The organism is Bradyrhizobium australiense, assembly GCF_013114825.1.
GTDB lineage: Bacteria > Pseudomonadota > Alphaproteobacteria > Rhizobiales > Xanthobacteraceae > Bradyrhizobium > Bradyrhizobium australiense.
On the sequence record NZ_JAAVLX010000007.1, the window covers coordinates 1 to 13,993 of the forward strand.

At 62.1% G+C, this 13,993-nt stretch carries 15 protein-coding genes and 1 other RNA gene; 5 read left to right on the plus strand and 11 right to left on the minus strand.

Annotation, left to right across the window (positions count from 1 at the left end; genetic code table 11):
- Positions 1-37: 37 nt before the first annotated feature.
- From HCN58_RS20530 to HCN58_RS20575, 10 genes are all read right to left on the minus strand, one after another.
- A complete protein-coding gene (locus tag HCN58_RS20530; protein WP_171581218.1) occupies positions 38-1,543 on the minus strand; it encodes a Do family serine endopeptidase in 1,506 nt (501 codons plus the stop codon).
- A 245-nt stretch (positions 1,544-1,788) separates the two neighbouring features.
- Positions 1,789-1,989: a DUF2065 domain-containing protein gene (locus tag HCN58_RS20535; protein WP_171581219.1), complete on the minus strand. Its 201-nt coding sequence runs from the start codon at positions 1,987-1,989 to the stop codon at positions 1,789-1,791.
- A 94-nt stretch (positions 1,990-2,083) separates the two neighbouring features.
- Positions 2,084-2,983, minus strand: a complete 900-nt coding sequence (gene hflC / locus HCN58_RS20540; RefSeq protein ID WP_171581220.1) for a protease modulator HflC — start codon at positions 2,981-2,983, stop codon at positions 2,084-2,086.
- Positions 2,980-4,119 carry an FtsH protease activity modulator HflK gene (hflK, locus tag HCN58_RS20545; RefSeq protein ID WP_171581221.1) on the minus strand — a complete coding sequence of 380 codons (1,140 nt, stop codon included), beginning with the start codon at positions 4,117-4,119 and terminating at the stop codon, positions 2,980-2,982. Before hflK ends, hflC begins: the two co-directional genes overlap by 4 nt.
- Before the next feature lie 180 nt (positions 4,120-4,299).
- Positions 4,300-4,803: a dihydrofolate reductase gene (locus HCN58_RS20550; RefSeq protein ID WP_171581222.1), complete on the minus strand. Its 504-nt coding sequence runs from the start codon at positions 4,801-4,803 to the stop codon at positions 4,300-4,302.
- Positions 4,803-5,288: a GNAT family N-acetyltransferase gene (locus HCN58_RS20555; protein WP_171581223.1), complete on the minus strand. Its 486-nt coding sequence runs from the start codon at positions 5,286-5,288 to the stop codon at positions 4,803-4,805. Before HCN58_RS20555 ends, HCN58_RS20550 begins: the two co-directional genes overlap by 1 nt.
- Positions 5,289-5,307: 19 nt before the next feature.
- Entirely contained in the window at positions 5,308-6,102 is a 795-nt protein-coding gene (locus tag HCN58_RS20560) for a thymidylate synthase (RefSeq protein WP_171581224.1), read from the minus strand.
- A gap of 172 nt (positions 6,103-6,274) precedes the next feature.
- The gene (locus tag HCN58_RS20565; protein WP_171581225.1) at positions 6,275-7,258 is read right to left on the minus strand and encodes a tripartite tricarboxylate transporter substrate binding protein BugD; all 984 of its coding nucleotides are present in this window, start codon (positions 7,256-7,258) and stop codon (positions 6,275-6,277) included.
- A gap of 113 nt (positions 7,259-7,371) precedes the next feature.
- Entirely contained in the window at positions 7,372-8,937 is a 1,566-nt protein-coding gene (locus HCN58_RS20570) for a tripartite tricarboxylate transporter permease (RefSeq protein ID WP_171581226.1), read from the minus strand.
- A gap of 7 nt (positions 8,938-8,944) precedes the next feature.
- A complete protein-coding gene (locus tag HCN58_RS20575) occupies positions 8,945-9,445 on the minus strand; it encodes a tripartite tricarboxylate transporter TctB family protein (protein ID WP_171581227.1) in 501 nt (166 codons plus the stop codon).
- 420 nt (positions 9,446-9,865) lie between these two features.
- Here HCN58_RS20575 and ssrA point away from each other — a divergent pair.
- The 5 genes from ssrA to HCN58_RS20600 all read left to right on the plus strand — a co-directional run bounded on the left by ssrA (position 9,866) and on the right by HCN58_RS20600 (position 13,082).
- Positions 9,866-10,222: a transfer-messenger RNA gene (ssrA, locus tag HCN58_RS20580) on the plus strand.
- Between the two features lie 142 nt (positions 10,223-10,364).
- Positions 10,365-10,880 carry an SspB family protein gene (locus HCN58_RS20585; RefSeq protein ID WP_171581228.1) on the plus strand — a complete coding sequence of 172 codons (516 nt, stop codon included), beginning with the start codon at positions 10,365-10,367 and terminating at the stop codon, positions 10,878-10,880.
- 72 nt (positions 10,881-10,952) lie between these two features.
- Positions 10,953-12,368, plus strand: a complete 1,416-nt coding sequence (fumC, locus tag HCN58_RS20590) for a class II fumarate hydratase (protein ID WP_171581229.1) — start codon at positions 10,953-10,955, stop codon at positions 12,366-12,368.
- A gap of 271 nt (positions 12,369-12,639) precedes the next feature.
- Positions 12,640-12,828, plus strand: coding sequence for a DUF4169 family protein (locus HCN58_RS20595; RefSeq protein WP_171581230.1), 189 nt, complete (start codon positions 12,640-12,642; stop codon positions 12,826-12,828).
- Positions 12,825-13,082: a ribbon-helix-helix domain-containing protein gene (locus HCN58_RS20600; RefSeq protein ID WP_028350320.1), complete on the plus strand. Its 258-nt coding sequence runs from the start codon at positions 12,825-12,827 to the stop codon at positions 13,080-13,082. Before HCN58_RS20595 ends, HCN58_RS20600 begins: the two co-directional genes overlap by 4 nt.
- Before the next feature lie 54 nt (positions 13,083-13,136).
- On the opposite strand, the gene HCN58_RS20605 is transcribed toward HCN58_RS20600, so the two are convergent.
- Entirely contained in the window at positions 13,137-13,712 is a 576-nt protein-coding gene (locus HCN58_RS20605) for a tetratricopeptide repeat protein (RefSeq protein WP_171581231.1), read from the minus strand.
- Positions 13,713-13,993 lie beyond the last annotated feature (281 nt).

Sequence of the window (13,993 nt, forward strand, 5' to 3'; positions counted from 1 at the left end):
GGACGACAGGGTTTTTCGGCAACCAGCACGTGATCTATTACTGCACGCTGAGCGCCACGAACCGCAATTCGCCCTCGCCGTTCGAGACCAGCAACAACACCGATTTCTTGCCGTCCTTCTTGAGCTGATCGACGCGCTTCTTGATGTCGGCGGCGCTGGCGACCGCTTCCTGCGCCACCTCGACGATGACATCGCCGGCGGAGAGGCGCTTTTCGGCGGCGTCGGAGGAGCCATCGACACCCGTGATGATGACGCCTTTGACGCTCTCCTTGATCTTGTACCTCGTACGCAGGTCCTTGCTGAGCGCGGCAAGATCGAGGCCGAGCGCCTTTTGCGTTACCGGCTTCTCGACAGGATCTTCCTTGGTCTTGGCGGCAGCCTGCTGCACCTTTTCGGTATCCTCGAGGCGGCCAAGCGTGACCTTGCGGGTTTCCTCGTTACCCTTGCGAATGATAACGACGTCGACTTCCTTGCCGACCGCGGTGTCGGCGACGACGCGGGAGAGATCCTTCGGGTCCTTGACGTCTTTTCCGTCGAACTTGACGACGACATCGCCGGGCTCGATACCGGCGGGCTTGGCCGGCCCCTTGTCGTCGACGCCGGCGACCAGCGCGCCGCGGGCGGGCTTGATGCTGAGGCTTTCGGCGATCTCCTCGGTGACCTGCTGAATCCGCACGCCGAGCCAGCCGCGGCGCAGTTCGCCGAACTGCCGGAGCTGATCAACTACGGCGGCCACCGTCTTCGACGGCACCGCGAAGCCGAGGCCGATCGAACCGCCGGTCGGCGAGATGATCAGCGTGTTGACGCCAATCACTTCGCCTTCGAGGTTAAACAGCGGCCCGCCGGAATTGCCGCGGTTGATGGAGGCATCGGTCTGGATGTAGCTGTCATACGGCCCTTGGCTGATGTCGCGGTTGCGCGCCGACACGATACCGGCCGTGACCGAGCCGCCGAGGCTGAACGGATTGCCGATCGCAATCACCCATTCGCCGAGCCGCAGCTTGTCGGAATCACCGAACTTCACCGCGGTCACCGGCTTCACCGGCTTGAACTTCAGGACCGCAATGTCGGTCTTCTTGTCGACGCCGACCAGTTCGGCCTTGATCTTGGTGCCGTCGTTCATGATCACGTTGATCTCGTCGGCATCCGCGATGACGTGATTGTTGGTGACGACTACGCCTGAGGCATCGATGATGAAGCCGGAGCCGAGCGAATTGGTCTTGCGCGGCGGCTGCATTTCGCCGTTCTTGTCGCCGCCCTTTGGGCTGCCGCCGCGGCGGTTCTTGAAGAAGTCGTCGAAGAATTCCTCGAACGGCGAGCCCGGCGGCAATTGCGGCATCGCATCCTTGCCGCCCTTGGCCTCCACGCTCTGCGAGGTCGAGATATTGACGACGGAATCGATTACCTTCTCGGCAATATCGGCGATGCCGTCCGGCCCGCGCGCGCTGGCCGGCACTGAAGCCAGCATGCTGGCGGCACCGAGCGAGATCGCAATCCCCATCAGGCGCAGGCGGCTGGTCAAGGCGGATCTGGCACCGGTCATGTCGGCTGGTCTCCAAAGGGTCGAATTTGCGTCCACAGTGCGCCCGAACGGGTCTGAGGCGCAAGCATCTGCGCCCGACATTCCGGCGAAAAATCGGCTGCTGCCGGCTCACGATTTCGTTGGCGTCAGAGTTCAGTTGCGCTCTTGGGCACACTGTCATTCCGAGGCGCGAAGCGAACCCCAATGTGCAATTGCACATCTGAGGTCTGGTCCTTCGGACCATCCCGGAATGACGGAGGAACAGCTTACCGCCGCACGAACCAGATCAGAAGCAGACCGATGACCGCCGAGACGATGCCGACGATCCGCAGGATATTATCCGGCGTCGCCAATGCGCTTTTCATCGCCCGGCGCATCCAGGCCGGGCTGGCTGCGAACATCAGGCCTTCGAGCACAAAAAGGATACCTACACCGATGAGGAAGTCGGCGAACGCAATGGACCTCATCGGATGGCATCCCCCCGCTATTCAAGCGCCTTTTGCTTTTGTGCCGGCGAAGCGGCCCCCCGCTTCGCCGTAACGTGTGTATCGCGGCCGGTCGTTAAGGCTTCGGCGCCGCCGCTGCCGGCGGATGGCCCGACGGATTGGCGAAGAAGCGGAAGAACTCGGAATCGGGCCGCAGCAGGAAACGGGTGTCGTTGGCGCGCAGCCCGGTCTCATAGGCCGACATCGAACGATAGAAGGCGAAGAAATCCGGATCCCGACCATAAGCCTCGGCGAACAGCCGGTTGCGCTCGGCATCACCTGCGCCGCGGGTCTGCTCGGCGGTCGAATTGGCTTCCGCAATAATCACGGTCGCCTCGCGGTCAGCCTTCGAGCGGATCTCCTGCGCCTTCTGGCCGCCCTGGGCGCGGAACTCCGCCGCCTCGCGCTGGCGTTCGGTCTGCATGCGCTGATAGACCGCCTGGCTGTTGGCCTCCGGCAGATCAGCGCGACGGATGCGCACGTCGACCAGTTGGATGCCGTATTGGTCAGCCTCTCTGTCGAGTTGGTCCCGGATGCGCGTCATCAGCGTTTCGCGTTCGTCGCGCACCACGGTAATGAAGTTGACCTCGCCCAGCACGCGGCGCAGCGCCGCGTTCAACAGCGTGGTGAGCTGGATGTTGGCGGCCTGGATCGAGCCGATGCTCTGATAGAAGCGCAGCGGGTTCTTGATCCGGTAGCGGGCGAAGGCGTCGACGACGAGCCGTTTCTGGTCGGAAGCAATGACTTCCTGGGACGGATTCTCGAGATCGAGGATGCGCTTGTCGATGCTGATGACGGTGTCGATGAACGGCGCCTTGAAGTTCAGGCCCGGCTCAGACACGACGTCGACCGGCCGGCCGAGCCGGACCACGAGCGCCTGCTCGGTCTGCGACACCGTGAAGATCGAGCTGTAGCCCACGATCACCACGAGTAACAGCAGGATCAGGCTGACGATACCTGCAACTGGAGACCTCATCGCGTGCCTCCGCTCTGCTGCTGGCCAGCCGTCGGCGCCGGACGGCGCGGCGTCAATTCGCTGAGCGGCAGATACGGCACGATGCTCTGTGCGGAGTTGCCGCCGTCATAGACCAGTTTCTCGGACCCACCGAGAATCCGCTCCATCGTCTCCAGATAAATTCGCTGCCGCGTCACGTCGGGCGCCTTCTTGTATTCATCGTAGACCTTCTGGAACCGCGCGCTCTGGCCCTTGGCCTCGGCGACTGCCTGTTCCCTGTAACCTTCCGCGATCTGCAGGATCTGCGCGGCACGGCCGCGGGCGTCGGGAACGACACGGTTGGCATAGGTCTGTGCCTCGTTCTGCAGCCGCTCGAAGTCGGCGCGAGCGGCCTGCACGTCACGGAACGCGTCGATGACCTGCGCGGGGGGATCGACCTTCTGCATCTGCACCTGCGTGATCTGAACGCCGGAGCCGTAGGTATCTAGCGTCCTCTGCATCAGGTCCTGGACACCCTGCTCCGTCGTATTGCGGGCGCCGGTGAGGATCGGCTGGATCTGCGAACGCCCGATCACCTCGCGCATCGCGCTTTCGGCCACCGCCTTCACGGTGCCTTCGGGATTTTGGATGTTGAAGAGGAAGTTGCCGACGCCATTGGGCTTGATCCGCCACAACACCGTGAAATCAACGTCGACGATGTTTTCGTCGCCGGTCAGCATCAAGCTTTCTTCCGGCACGTCCCGCATGGTGCGGCCGCGCCGCGCCGGATCGTCGATCAGCGTCATGCCGATCGAGATGGTGGAGACGCGCAGCGCCTTCGGCAGCAGCACGGTTTCGATCGGATAGGGCAGATGATAGTTCAGCCCGGGGTCGACAGTGCGCACATGCTTGCCGAAGCGCAGCACGACGCCGAGCTCCTCCGACTGCACGCGGAAGAATCCGGACAATCCCCAGATCACCAGCGCACCGGCCAGCACCAGCGCGATGCCCATGCCGCTGAAATGGCCGCCCGGCAGGAGTTGCTGCAGCTTGTCCTGGCCGCGCCGCAGAAGGTCTTCCAGATCGGGGGGTCTCGGCCCGACCGATTGCGGACCGCCGCCCCATGGTCCCTTCGGACCTTGGCCCCATGGGCCCCCGCCTTGATTCTTCCACGGCATATAAACTCTCCTCTGCGGGGGAACGGGCCCGCCTGTTCGGCAGGATGCCTTAAGCCTCGCATATCCGCCCGGCTTTATAGGGGACCGCTAGGTCCCTTACAACGCAAGCTTCCAGCTCGAAGCAGCTATGTCTGACGCCATAATTGTCAATGCAAACATTGATTAGCGAGGTTAATACTGTCAGCGCCGACGAAATGTCACATAGGAGAAATCGCCGCTATCGTCCGGACCTGCCGGATTCCGCACGCGCGCCACCTCTTCCCATGCGGCCAAATCGACGGCCGGGAAACGCGTGTCACCGTCGGGCCGGGCATGCACCTCGGTAATCTCCAGGCGATCGGCGCTGTCCATCCATTGCGCGTAGATTTCGGCGCCGCCGATCACGGCGATCTCAGTGGCGAAACGTCGCAGCGCATCGCCGGTGGCGACCGCCTTCGCGTCGCTGAACGAATGGGTAACCACCACGCCATCGGCGCGAAAGCCGGCGTCGCGGGTGACGACGATATTGGTCCGCCCGGGAAGTGGCCGGCCGATCGAGATGAAGGTCTTGCGGCCCATCACCACGGGCTTTCCCGCCGTCAGCGCCTTGAAGCGCGCCATGTCGGATTTCAGCCGCCATGGAATGGCGCCCCCTGCCCCGATCACGCCGTTCTCGGCGACTGCAACGATGAGAACGATCTCCATTACCGCGTCCCCTGCGCCAGCGCCGCGAGCGCCGGACCGCCGACCCGGCAGATCGTCCACCCGTCCATCACTTGGGCGCCGAGCGATCTGTAGAACGCGATCGACGGGGTATTCCAGTCGAGCACCGCCCACTGCAAGCGCGACCAGCCGTTCGCCATGCATTCCTTCGCCAGATGCGCCAGGAGCGCCTTGCCGATGCCGTTGCCGCGCAGCGCCGGGCGGACGAACAGATCTTCCAGATAGATGCCGGAGCGGCCGCTGAAGGTCGAGAAATTCACGAACCAGACTGCAAGGCCCGCCGGCTCGCCGTCCCACTCGGCGATCTCGCAGAACAAGCGCGGATTGACCCCGAATAGCGCCGCATCGATACCGGCTTCGGTCGCTTCCACTTCGTGGAGCAGCTTTTCGTATTCGGCGAGTTCGCGAACAAAGGACAGGACAAGTCCCGCTTCGCCCGCACGCGCGCGGCGGATCGTGAGGGACATCAGATGCTCACACCGCTGGTCATACAGCCACTTCGGCCTTGATGTGCGGGTGCGGATCGTAGCCTTCGAGCGCGAAATCCTCGTAGCGGAACGCGAATATGTCCTTCACGTCAGGATTGATCTTCAGGACCGGCAACGGCCGCGTCGGCCGTGCCAGTTGCAGCCGGGCCTGCTCGAGGTGGTTGGAGTAGAGATGCGCATCGCCGAGCGAATGCACGAAGTCGCCGGGCGTTAGTCCAGTCACCTGCGCCACCATCATCGTCAGCAACGAATAGGACGCGATGTTGAACGGCACGCCTAGGAACACGTCGGCCGAGCGCTGGTAGAGCTGGCACGACAATTTGCCGTTGGCGACATAGAACTGAAACAGGCAGTGACAGGGCGGCAGCGCCATCTTGTCGACGTCGGCCGGATTCCAGGCGGTCACGATCAGCCGCCGCGAATCCGGATTGCGCCTGATCATGTCAATGACGTTGGAAATCTGGTCGATGCTTCGCCCGTCCGGCGCCGGCCATGAGCGCCATTGCGATCCGTAGACGGGCCCCAGATCGCCGTTGGCATCGGCCCATTCATCCCAGATCGAAACGCCGTTATCCCTGAGGTATTTGATGTTGGTGTCGCCGGCGAGAAACCACAGCAATTCGTGCACGATCGCCTTCAGCGGCAGCCGCTTGGTGGTCAGCATCGGAAAGCCGGCCGCCAGATTGAACCGCATCTGGTGACCGAAGATCGACAGCGTGCCGGTGCCGGTGCGGTCGTGCTTCTCCGCGCCGTCGCTCAGGATACGTTCGAGCAGGTCGTGGTACTGGTTCATGGCTGGTGCTTCGGACCTTTTCGGGACGGCGAATTTAGCGGCCGGGGCATCCGATCGACATGCCGATTCGGCTTCGCGCACCGATTATACCCGGAAAAATGATCACTCCCCGCACAAACGGCAAGGGCGGAACTCGCGTTCCGCCCCTGGCCTACAGCCTTGATTGCTTGGACTAATTCACCGGCTTGAGCACCGGCGTCCATTTCGCGATTTCGTTCTTCACCAGTGTTCCCAGCGCCGCCGGCGTCCGATCGGCTGCCGCCGGAATGACGCTGCCGAGATCGAGCAGGCGCTTGCGGACGCCCTCGTCGTCGAGCGCCTTGACCACAGCAGCGTTCAGTTTGGCGACGACATCCGCAGGCGTTCCCTTGGGCGCGAAGATCGCGTTCCAGGCCTGAGCCTGGAAGGCCGGCAGGCCAGCCTCGGTGGTGGTGGGAACATTCGGCAAGGACGGGTTACGCTCAGGCGTCGCCACGGCATAGGCCTTTATGGTGCCGCCGTTGATCTGCGGCACGGCGTTGACGATCTGGTCGCACATGTAATCGACCTGCCCGGCCACCAGCGCGTTCATCGCAGGACCCGTGCCATTGAAGGGAACGCCAATCGGCTTGACGCCCAGGACTGAATTCAGCAATTCGCACGATACGTTCGAGACCGAGCCGACGCCGGCATGCGCCGCATTCACCTTGGACTCGTTCGCTTTGACGTAGGCGATGAATTCCTTGAGGTCCTTTGGCGCAAAATCCTTGCGCGCCAGGATCAGGATCGGCGTGCCGGCGAGCAGTCCGACGGGCTCGAAATCCTTTTCCGGATGATAGGCGAGCTTGGGATAGAGCGGCACAGAAGCCGCATGCGTGCCCATATGCCCCGTGATCAGCGTATAGCCGTCATTGGCGGCCCGTGCGGCGCGGGTGGTGGCGGTGGTGCCGCCGGCGCCGACCACGTTTTCGATGATGATGGTTTGACCGAGCGTCTGCGCCATGTGGCCAGTGACGATGCGCGCGATGACGTCCGTCGGTCCACCGGCCGCAAACGGCACGATCATGGTGATGTTGCGCGTCGGATAGGTCTGAGCCTGCGCCTGCGCAGAAAGCAATGCCAGTCCGGCAAGCGCGGCCAGCCAACCGCTCGCAAGCGGGCGTCCATACCAGTTCATGTTGAATTCCTTCAGCCCTTAAACAAATGCCGGCTCTCCCAAGCCGGCATTTGCATCTCATATCAGTTCACGCGAAGTCGGCCAGACTTCAACCTGCGGCGCACCGCCGCAGGTCAGTTTTCGGACTCGACGAACACCTCGTCGCGCTTCTTTCGCAGCGTCGGCAGGACGGCCAGCACGAGCAGAGCGGCGGCGATTGCCATCAGCACTGCCGACAGCGGGCGGGTCAGGAACACTGACCAGTCCCCGCGCGAGATCAGCAGCGCCCGCCGCAGGTTCTCTTCCATCAGCGGTCCGAGCACCATGCCGAGCAGCAACGGCGCCGGCTCGAAATCGTGCTTGATCAGCCAGTAGCCGACCAGCCCGAATGCACCGGCGAGAATGACGTCGACAGGCGCATTGTTCACCGAGTAGATGCCGATGGAGCAGAAGATCACGATCGACGGGAACATCAGGCGATACGGCACCCGCAGCAGCCGCACCCAGATGCCGACCAGCGGCAGGTTGATGATAAGCAGCATCAAATTGCCGACCCACATCGAGGCGATCATGCCCCAGACGAGCTCCGGCTGCTTCTGCATCACCTGAGGACCGGGCACGATGCCGTGAATGGTCATCGCGCCGACCATCAACGCCATCACCGCGTTGGGCGGAATGCCGAGCGTCAGCAGCGGGATGAACGAGGTCTGGGCGGCAGCATTGTTGGCGCTTTCGGGCGCCGCGACACCCTGGATCGCACCGCGGCCGAACTTCTGGGGCGTTTTCGACACCTTCTTTTCGAGCGTGTAGGCCGCGAACGATGCGATCACGGCGCCGCCGCCCGGCAAGATGCCGAGGATCGATCCGAGTACGGTGCCGCGCAGGATCGCCGGGGTCGAATCCTTGAGATCCTTTGCCGTCGGCATCAGGCCCGAGACCTTTTGCTGAACCAGTTCGCGATCGCTTTCGCCGCCGGTATCGAGATTGCGGATGATCTCCGCAAAACCGAACAGGCCCATCGCCACGGTGGCGAAGCCGAGACCGTCGGCCAGTTCAGGAATGTTGAAGGCCATGCGCGACGCGCCGGTTTCGATGTCGGATCCCACCATCGACAGCAGCAACCCCAGCACGATCATCGCGATCGCCTTCAACACCGAACCCTTCGCGAGCACGACCGCGAAGATCAGACCGAGCACCATCAGCGAGAAATATTCGGCGGGCCCGAAGGCCAGCGCGAGCTTGGTGAGTGGCGCGCCCAGCACGGCGATCAGAACGGTCGCGACGCACCCGGCGAAAAACGAGCCGATCGCCGCGATCGCCAACGCCGGACCGGCGCGGCCTTGCTTCGCCATCTGGAAGCCGTCGAGCGCGGTGACCACGGACCCGGCCTCACCGGGAATGTTGACTAGGATCGACGTGGTCGAGCCGCCATACTGCGCACCATAATAGATGCCGGCCAGCATGATCAGCGCGCCCACCGGCGGCAGGCCAAACGTGATTGGAAGCAACATGGCCACGGTGGCGATGGTGCCGATGCCCGGCAGCACGCCGACCAGCGTGCCGACCAGCGCGCCGATCAGGCACAGCAGAATGTTGACGGGGATCGGGATCGAAGCCCCGCCGAGAAAGGCGGGCGTCCACTGCACGAGGTTGAAAACGACACCGAAGCCGAGCCCAAGGTTTGAAAAGATATCTCCCATCGTGCCCTCAACGGATCATGAAAGTCGGCAGGAGCTGCAAAGGCAGACCAAGCGCGTAAGGAAACAAAAGAGCGCAAAACGCCGTCAGGCAGGCGCCGACGATCAGCGTTTCTATCCACCGCGTCTCCGCAGTTCCGCATGCCGAGATTAAAAAGCTTGTCATGGCCGCGAAGATCATTCCCATCGGCCGGATCGTAAGGGCAAACGACAGGATCGCCAGCGACACAAACAGAGGACCCCGCCAGTGATATCTCGCAAGGTGGGCGCCTTCGGTCAAAATGCCGACGAGGGTGACGGCCGCGCCCAGCCCCAGCAGCAGAAATCCGAACATCCGCGGCGCCGTGCCGGCACCGAACGAAAATCCGCGCATGCCCTGCAGGTCGCTCGACGCCCATAAGGCGAACAGCGCGATACCCATCAGGGCGAGACCGCCGATAAAATCCTGCGGGCCGCGAACCCATTTCGGCATGATAGATTCCACCGGCGCATGGCTCGGCATGTCGTTCATCGATCTCTCCTCCCCCAAAAGCGGGCTTATCGCCCGCTTGTTTGGATAACCTGGATGCTTGTCCCGGAAACTGCCTAGCGATTTTCCTCACACAACGCCAGCAAAACCCCAACCACTCCAGAGCTGGTTGGTAAATGAAACCGCCAAAGCCGCTATAGGCCCCGCAAAAAGCGCACGGATCGCAACCATTGCGGTTGGCGCACTGCAACACCCGCGAGCGGATAGCCCATCACGTGACGAACTGCGCGTTTCGCTTGAGCGAGCACCGGGAGATGACGGGCATTGCGGCGACCTGCGCATAATTCGTGCAATGGACGTGAATGGTACGTTTCGGGAATCGTCGAATTTGTGTCGAAACCGCAATCCGGCGACATCAAACCGAAAGTCCAGACCGTATTCTCGTCCCGTTCGGCTCCCGCGGCCCTATTTTTCTCCAAACTTGCACCCTATATTGGGGGTGCCGGTTCGCCGGCTATGGAAATAAATGACCGTCGCAATAAACCATTCGGACCCGGGGGCAGTACCCGGCGCCTCCACCCAAGCCCACCCGCCCGTGGTGGGTTTCGGCGGGGGCGAACCAGGATCGACGAGGGCGTAAAGGACGAGTTTTTTCCCGGTATTGTTCCGCCGTTATCGGGCTATGCAATAGTTGCAAACGACAACTATGCTCCGGTTGCTCAGGCTGCGTAACGCAGTTTGAAAGACCACTCTAAAGTCCTAGCGGGTTAAGCTCCGTTAGGCGGGGTTCGGAGGCACCTGGCAACAGAAGCCTCCACTTTATTCTTTTCATTTCCGGCCGACGGAGCCTTGCTGCAAATTCGATCCGTCGTGCCTGCTGACCTGCGGCTCCCGCCGGGGTAGCATAACGGCAAAGGGGCGAGTCGGGGGACCGGCGGCCATCCAACGTAACAGGACGACCATGGCGACCGATCACATCCGTTATGACGTGCTGGCGCGCGACGCGCTGCGCGGCGTGCTGCGCCGTGTGCTGGCCGACGCCGCCGAACACGGCCTTCCCGGCGAGCATCATTTCTTCATCACCTTCCTGTCCACCGCCGACGGCGTGAAGCTGTCGCCGCGGCTCCTGGCGCAATATCCGGAAGAGATGACGATCATCCTGCAGCATCAGTTCTGGGATCTGGTGGTGACGGAGGATCGCTTCGAGGTCGGCCTGTCGTTCAGCGGCATCCCCGAGCGGCTGGTGGTGCCGTTTGCGGCAATCAAGAGCTTCCTCGATCCCTCGGTGCAGTTCGGCCTGCAATTCGAGCCGTCGGAAACCGCGACCGAGGCACCGACGGCGAAGCTGCCGGCGGCTCCCGCCGCTTCTGCCCTGCCCGTCCCCGCGCCGGAGCCCGCCGCGGAAAGCAAGGACGAGCCGGCGAAGACGAGCGAAGGCGCGGAAGTGGTGCGGCTGGATCGTTTCCGCAAGAAATAATCCAAGCGCGAGAAACTCCGCCACGCTGTAGTGTAAGCGTTCCGCCCTTTCACGGCGCAACGGACATTACGCATGGCTCGATCAGAAACATCTGGAAACAAATCTACCCGCAGTGAGACCGACAGTTTTGGTTCGATCGACGTTGCCGCCGATCGCTATTGGGGCGCGCAAACCGAACGCTCACGGCAGAATTTCAAGATCGGCCAGGACCGCATGCCGATCGCGATCGTCCATGCGCTCGGTCTCGTCAAGCTTGCCGCCGCCCAAACCAACCGGGAACTCGGATTGCTCGATGCACGCAGAGCCAGCGCCATCATCCGCGCCGCGCGCGAGGTGATCGAAGGCAAGCTCGACGATCATTTTCCCCTGGTCGTCTGGCAGACCGGCTCGGGCACCCAGACCAACATGAACCTCAACGAGGTGATCGCCAACCGCGCCAACCAGATGCTGGGCGGCGAACTCGGCGCCAAGAAGCCGGTTCATCCCAACGACCACGTCAACATGAGTCAGTCGTCGAACGATTCATTTCCGACAGCGATGCATGTCGCTGCCGCCGGACGCATCGCCGCCGACCTGATTCCGGCGCTCGACGAGTTGCATCGCGAATTGCGCAAGAAGGAAAAGGCGTTCGCCAAGATCGTCAAGATCGGGAGAACCCACACCCAGGACGCAACGCCATTGACGCTGGGGCAGGAATTTTCGGGCTATGCCGCGCAGGTCGAGAGCGGGATCGCGCGGCTGCGAACCTCGGTGAAGGAACTGTTCCCGCTGGCACAAGGCGGCACCGCGGTTGGAACCGGTCTCAATTCGAAGCCGAAATTTGCAAAGCTGTTCGCCAAGCATGTCGCGAAAATCACAAAACTGCCCTTCACCAGCGCGCCCAACAAGTTCGAGGCGCTGGCTTCCAACGATGCCTATGTGCTGGTGCATGGCGCGATCAATTCGGTCGCGACCGGCCTGTTCAAGATCGCCAACGACATTCGCCTGTTGGGCTCGGGCCCGCGTTCCGGTCTCGGAGAATTGATCCTGCCGGAAAACGAACCGGGCTCGTCGATCATGCCCGGCAAGGTCAATCCGACCCAGTGCGAAGCCATGACCATGGTTTGCTGTCAGGTGTTCGGTAACCAGACCGCCGTCACCGTCGCGGGCAGCCAGGGGCATTTCGAATTGAATGTTTACAAACCCGTATTGGCATATTGTATGATGCATTCCATTCAACTGCTGTCGGACGCGGCGCGCTCGTTCACCGAACATTGCGTGGTCGGCATCCGCGCCGACGAAAAGCGAATCCGCGAATTGATGGAGCGCTCGCTGATGCTGGTTACGGCACTGGCTCCCAAGATCGGATACGACAACGCGGCGAAGGTCGCCAAATCGGCGCACGCGCGCGGGACAACGTTGAAGGAAGAGGCTGTGCGCCTCGGGTTTGTGGACGCCGCCGAGTTCGAACGCCTAGTGCAGCCGGACAAAATGACACACCCGGGCTGATCGCCGCATCCGCCCCCCCGGGAAACTACGGATGAGAGATATAAATTATGGACCATGGCTGAAGAATGAGGTGGATCATCTATCGCCGTTGTGTTGGCGCATGGTAAGAGCAGTACTTATTCGGTTTTCGCAGAGCGAAATGTATTTTTGATGCTATCAGAGGCGGCAGACGGGGATTCCGAATGACCATCCAATTTGCCTGCGCACGACGCGACGTTTTTCCGCCCCATGAATCATCATGTCTTCGAGTCGCCGGATGATGGAGCCGAGCATGGGAGACGTGATCAATCTGAAGCGATTCAAGAAGCGTAACGAACGGGAACAATCGGCAAAGCAAGCCGATGCCAACCGCGCACGCTTTGGCCGGACCAAGGCCGAACGCGCGCTCGATGAACATCGCAAGGATCGCGCCGGCGATTTTCTGGACCAGCACAAGCTCGAGGACGGAGACGCATCATGAAGTCGCCCGTCGTCAAACGCTCGATCGTCGTTGCCGGTCACAAAACCAGCGTCAGCCTCGAAGAAGCCTTCTGGAACGGCATGAAGGAAATCTCGGGCCTGCGGAACATGACGCTGTCCGAACTGGTCGGCGAGATCGACAGCAATCGCCAGCAGGGGAATCTGTCCTCGGCGATCCGCCTCTTCGTGCTCGATTATTTCCGTACTCGCGCCATGCCGGCCGCCGCGCCGGATGCGCCGCGGCCGCAGGCCTAAGCCTCGATCAGGCGAGCGCGTCGCGACCGCGCCCGCCCTGCTCCATCGCGACGCTCAATAAATGAGTCCCGTGCCGGGTGGCTTTTCAAGCGCCGCGGCGAGCGACCGATACTCCTCGCAGCCCGTGCCGCAAATCGCCGCGATCCGGGTCAGATGATACGACGCCTGGTCGCGATTGCCCTGCTCGATCTGCCATAGGCCGTAATACTGCCAGGTCAGCACGTGGTTCGGGTCCGCCTTCAACGCGCGCTCGTACCAAACTTGCGACAGCCTGTAGTCGCCGAGCTTGCGATAGGAATAGCCGATCAGATTGGCGACATCAGCGTTGTCGTCACGGCCGAGCGTCTTTAGCTGCTCGATGGCACCAGCATAGTCGTTGCGCTCATAGATCGTCGCATGCGCGGTGCGGTACGCTTGCCTAAACGCCGCATCGTCGGAGCTCGACTGTTTGGTGGCTTTCTTCTTCGATTTCGAGGTCGACTTGGGAGCGGACCTCGTGTCCGGCGGGGGCGGGGTGGCCGAAGGCGGGTCACCGCCGCCTCCCGCGGCAAAGGCTGGAACGGATGGCGATGCGATCAGAGCCACCGAAAACAGTGCCAGCGTTGCGAGCTTGATAGCCGACTTCGTCATGCGAACCTCCGGTTTTCCTGTGAGCGAATCCATGGTCCAGCCGGAGGTAGGACCCCGCCATGCGTGAAGTATTCCCGCAAGGCCGCGCGCAAGCCATTTGCGCCCTGCCTAGCTGGACGAATGACGGCAAAGCGTATCTAATTGATGGTCATTGCAGTTCCCCGAAAGGCGGGCGAACCCCGACGAAGACCGGCCGAAGAAGACCCATCGAGAACCCCTGGAGAGAGAAATGGATATCGCAAAGCTCACAAAGCCTCGCGACCTCGGTCCATTTTCGGAAG

What these genes read in the sequence shown, in the direction of transcription:
- HCN58_RS20530 (WP_171581218.1), bottom strand. Translation starts at nt 1,543, where the DNA reads ATGACCGGTGCCAGATCCGCCTTGACCAGCCGCCTGCGCCTGATGGGG.
- HCN58_RS20535 (WP_171581219.1), bottom strand. Translation starts at nt 1,989, where the DNA reads ATGAGGTCCATTGCGTTCGCCGACTTCCTCATCGGTGTAGGTATCCTT.
- hflC (WP_171581220.1), bottom strand. Translation starts at nt 2,983, where the DNA reads ATGAGGTCTCCAGTTGCAGGTATCGTCAGCCTGATCCTGCTGTTACTC.
- hflK (WP_171581221.1), bottom strand. Translation starts at nt 4,119, where the DNA reads ATGCCGTGGAAGAATCAAGGCGGGGGCCCATGGGGCCAAGGTCCGAAG.
- HCN58_RS20550 (WP_171581222.1), bottom strand. Translation starts at nt 4,803, where the DNA reads ATGGAGATCGTTCTCATCGTTGCAGTCGCCGAGAACGGCGTGATCGGG.
- HCN58_RS20555 (WP_171581223.1), bottom strand. Translation starts at nt 5,288, where the DNA reads ATGTCCCTCACGATCCGCCGCGCGCGTGCGGGCGAAGCGGGACTTGTC.
- HCN58_RS20560 (WP_171581224.1), bottom strand. Translation starts at nt 6,102, where the DNA reads ATGAACCAGTACCACGACCTGCTCGAACGTATCCTGAGCGACGGCGCG.
- HCN58_RS20565 (WP_171581225.1), bottom strand. Translation starts at nt 7,258, where the DNA reads ATGAACTGGTATGGACGCCCGCTTGCGAGCGGTTGGCTGGCCGCGCTT.
- HCN58_RS20570 (WP_171581226.1), bottom strand. Translation starts at nt 8,937, where the DNA reads ATGGGAGATATCTTTTCAAACCTTGGGCTCGGCTTCGGTGTCGTTTTC.
- HCN58_RS20575 (WP_171581227.1), bottom strand. Translation starts at nt 9,445, where the DNA reads ATGAACGACATGCCGAGCCATGCGCCGGTGGAATCTATCATGCCGAAA.
- HCN58_RS20585 (WP_171581228.1), top strand. Translation starts at nt 10,365, where the DNA reads ATGGCGACCGATCACATCCGTTATGACGTGCTGGCGCGCGACGCGCTG.
- fumC (WP_171581229.1), top strand. Translation starts at nt 10,953, where the DNA reads ATGGCTCGATCAGAAACATCTGGAAACAAATCTACCCGCAGTGAGACC.
- HCN58_RS20595 (WP_171581230.1), top strand. Translation starts at nt 12,640, where the DNA reads ATGGGAGACGTGATCAATCTGAAGCGATTCAAGAAGCGTAACGAACGG.
- HCN58_RS20600 (WP_028350320.1), top strand. Translation starts at nt 12,825, where the DNA reads ATGAAGTCGCCCGTCGTCAAACGCTCGATCGTCGTTGCCGGTCACAAA.
- HCN58_RS20605 (WP_171581231.1), bottom strand. Translation starts at nt 13,712, where the DNA reads ATGACGAAGTCGGCTATCAAGCTCGCAACGCTGGCACTGTTTTCGGTG.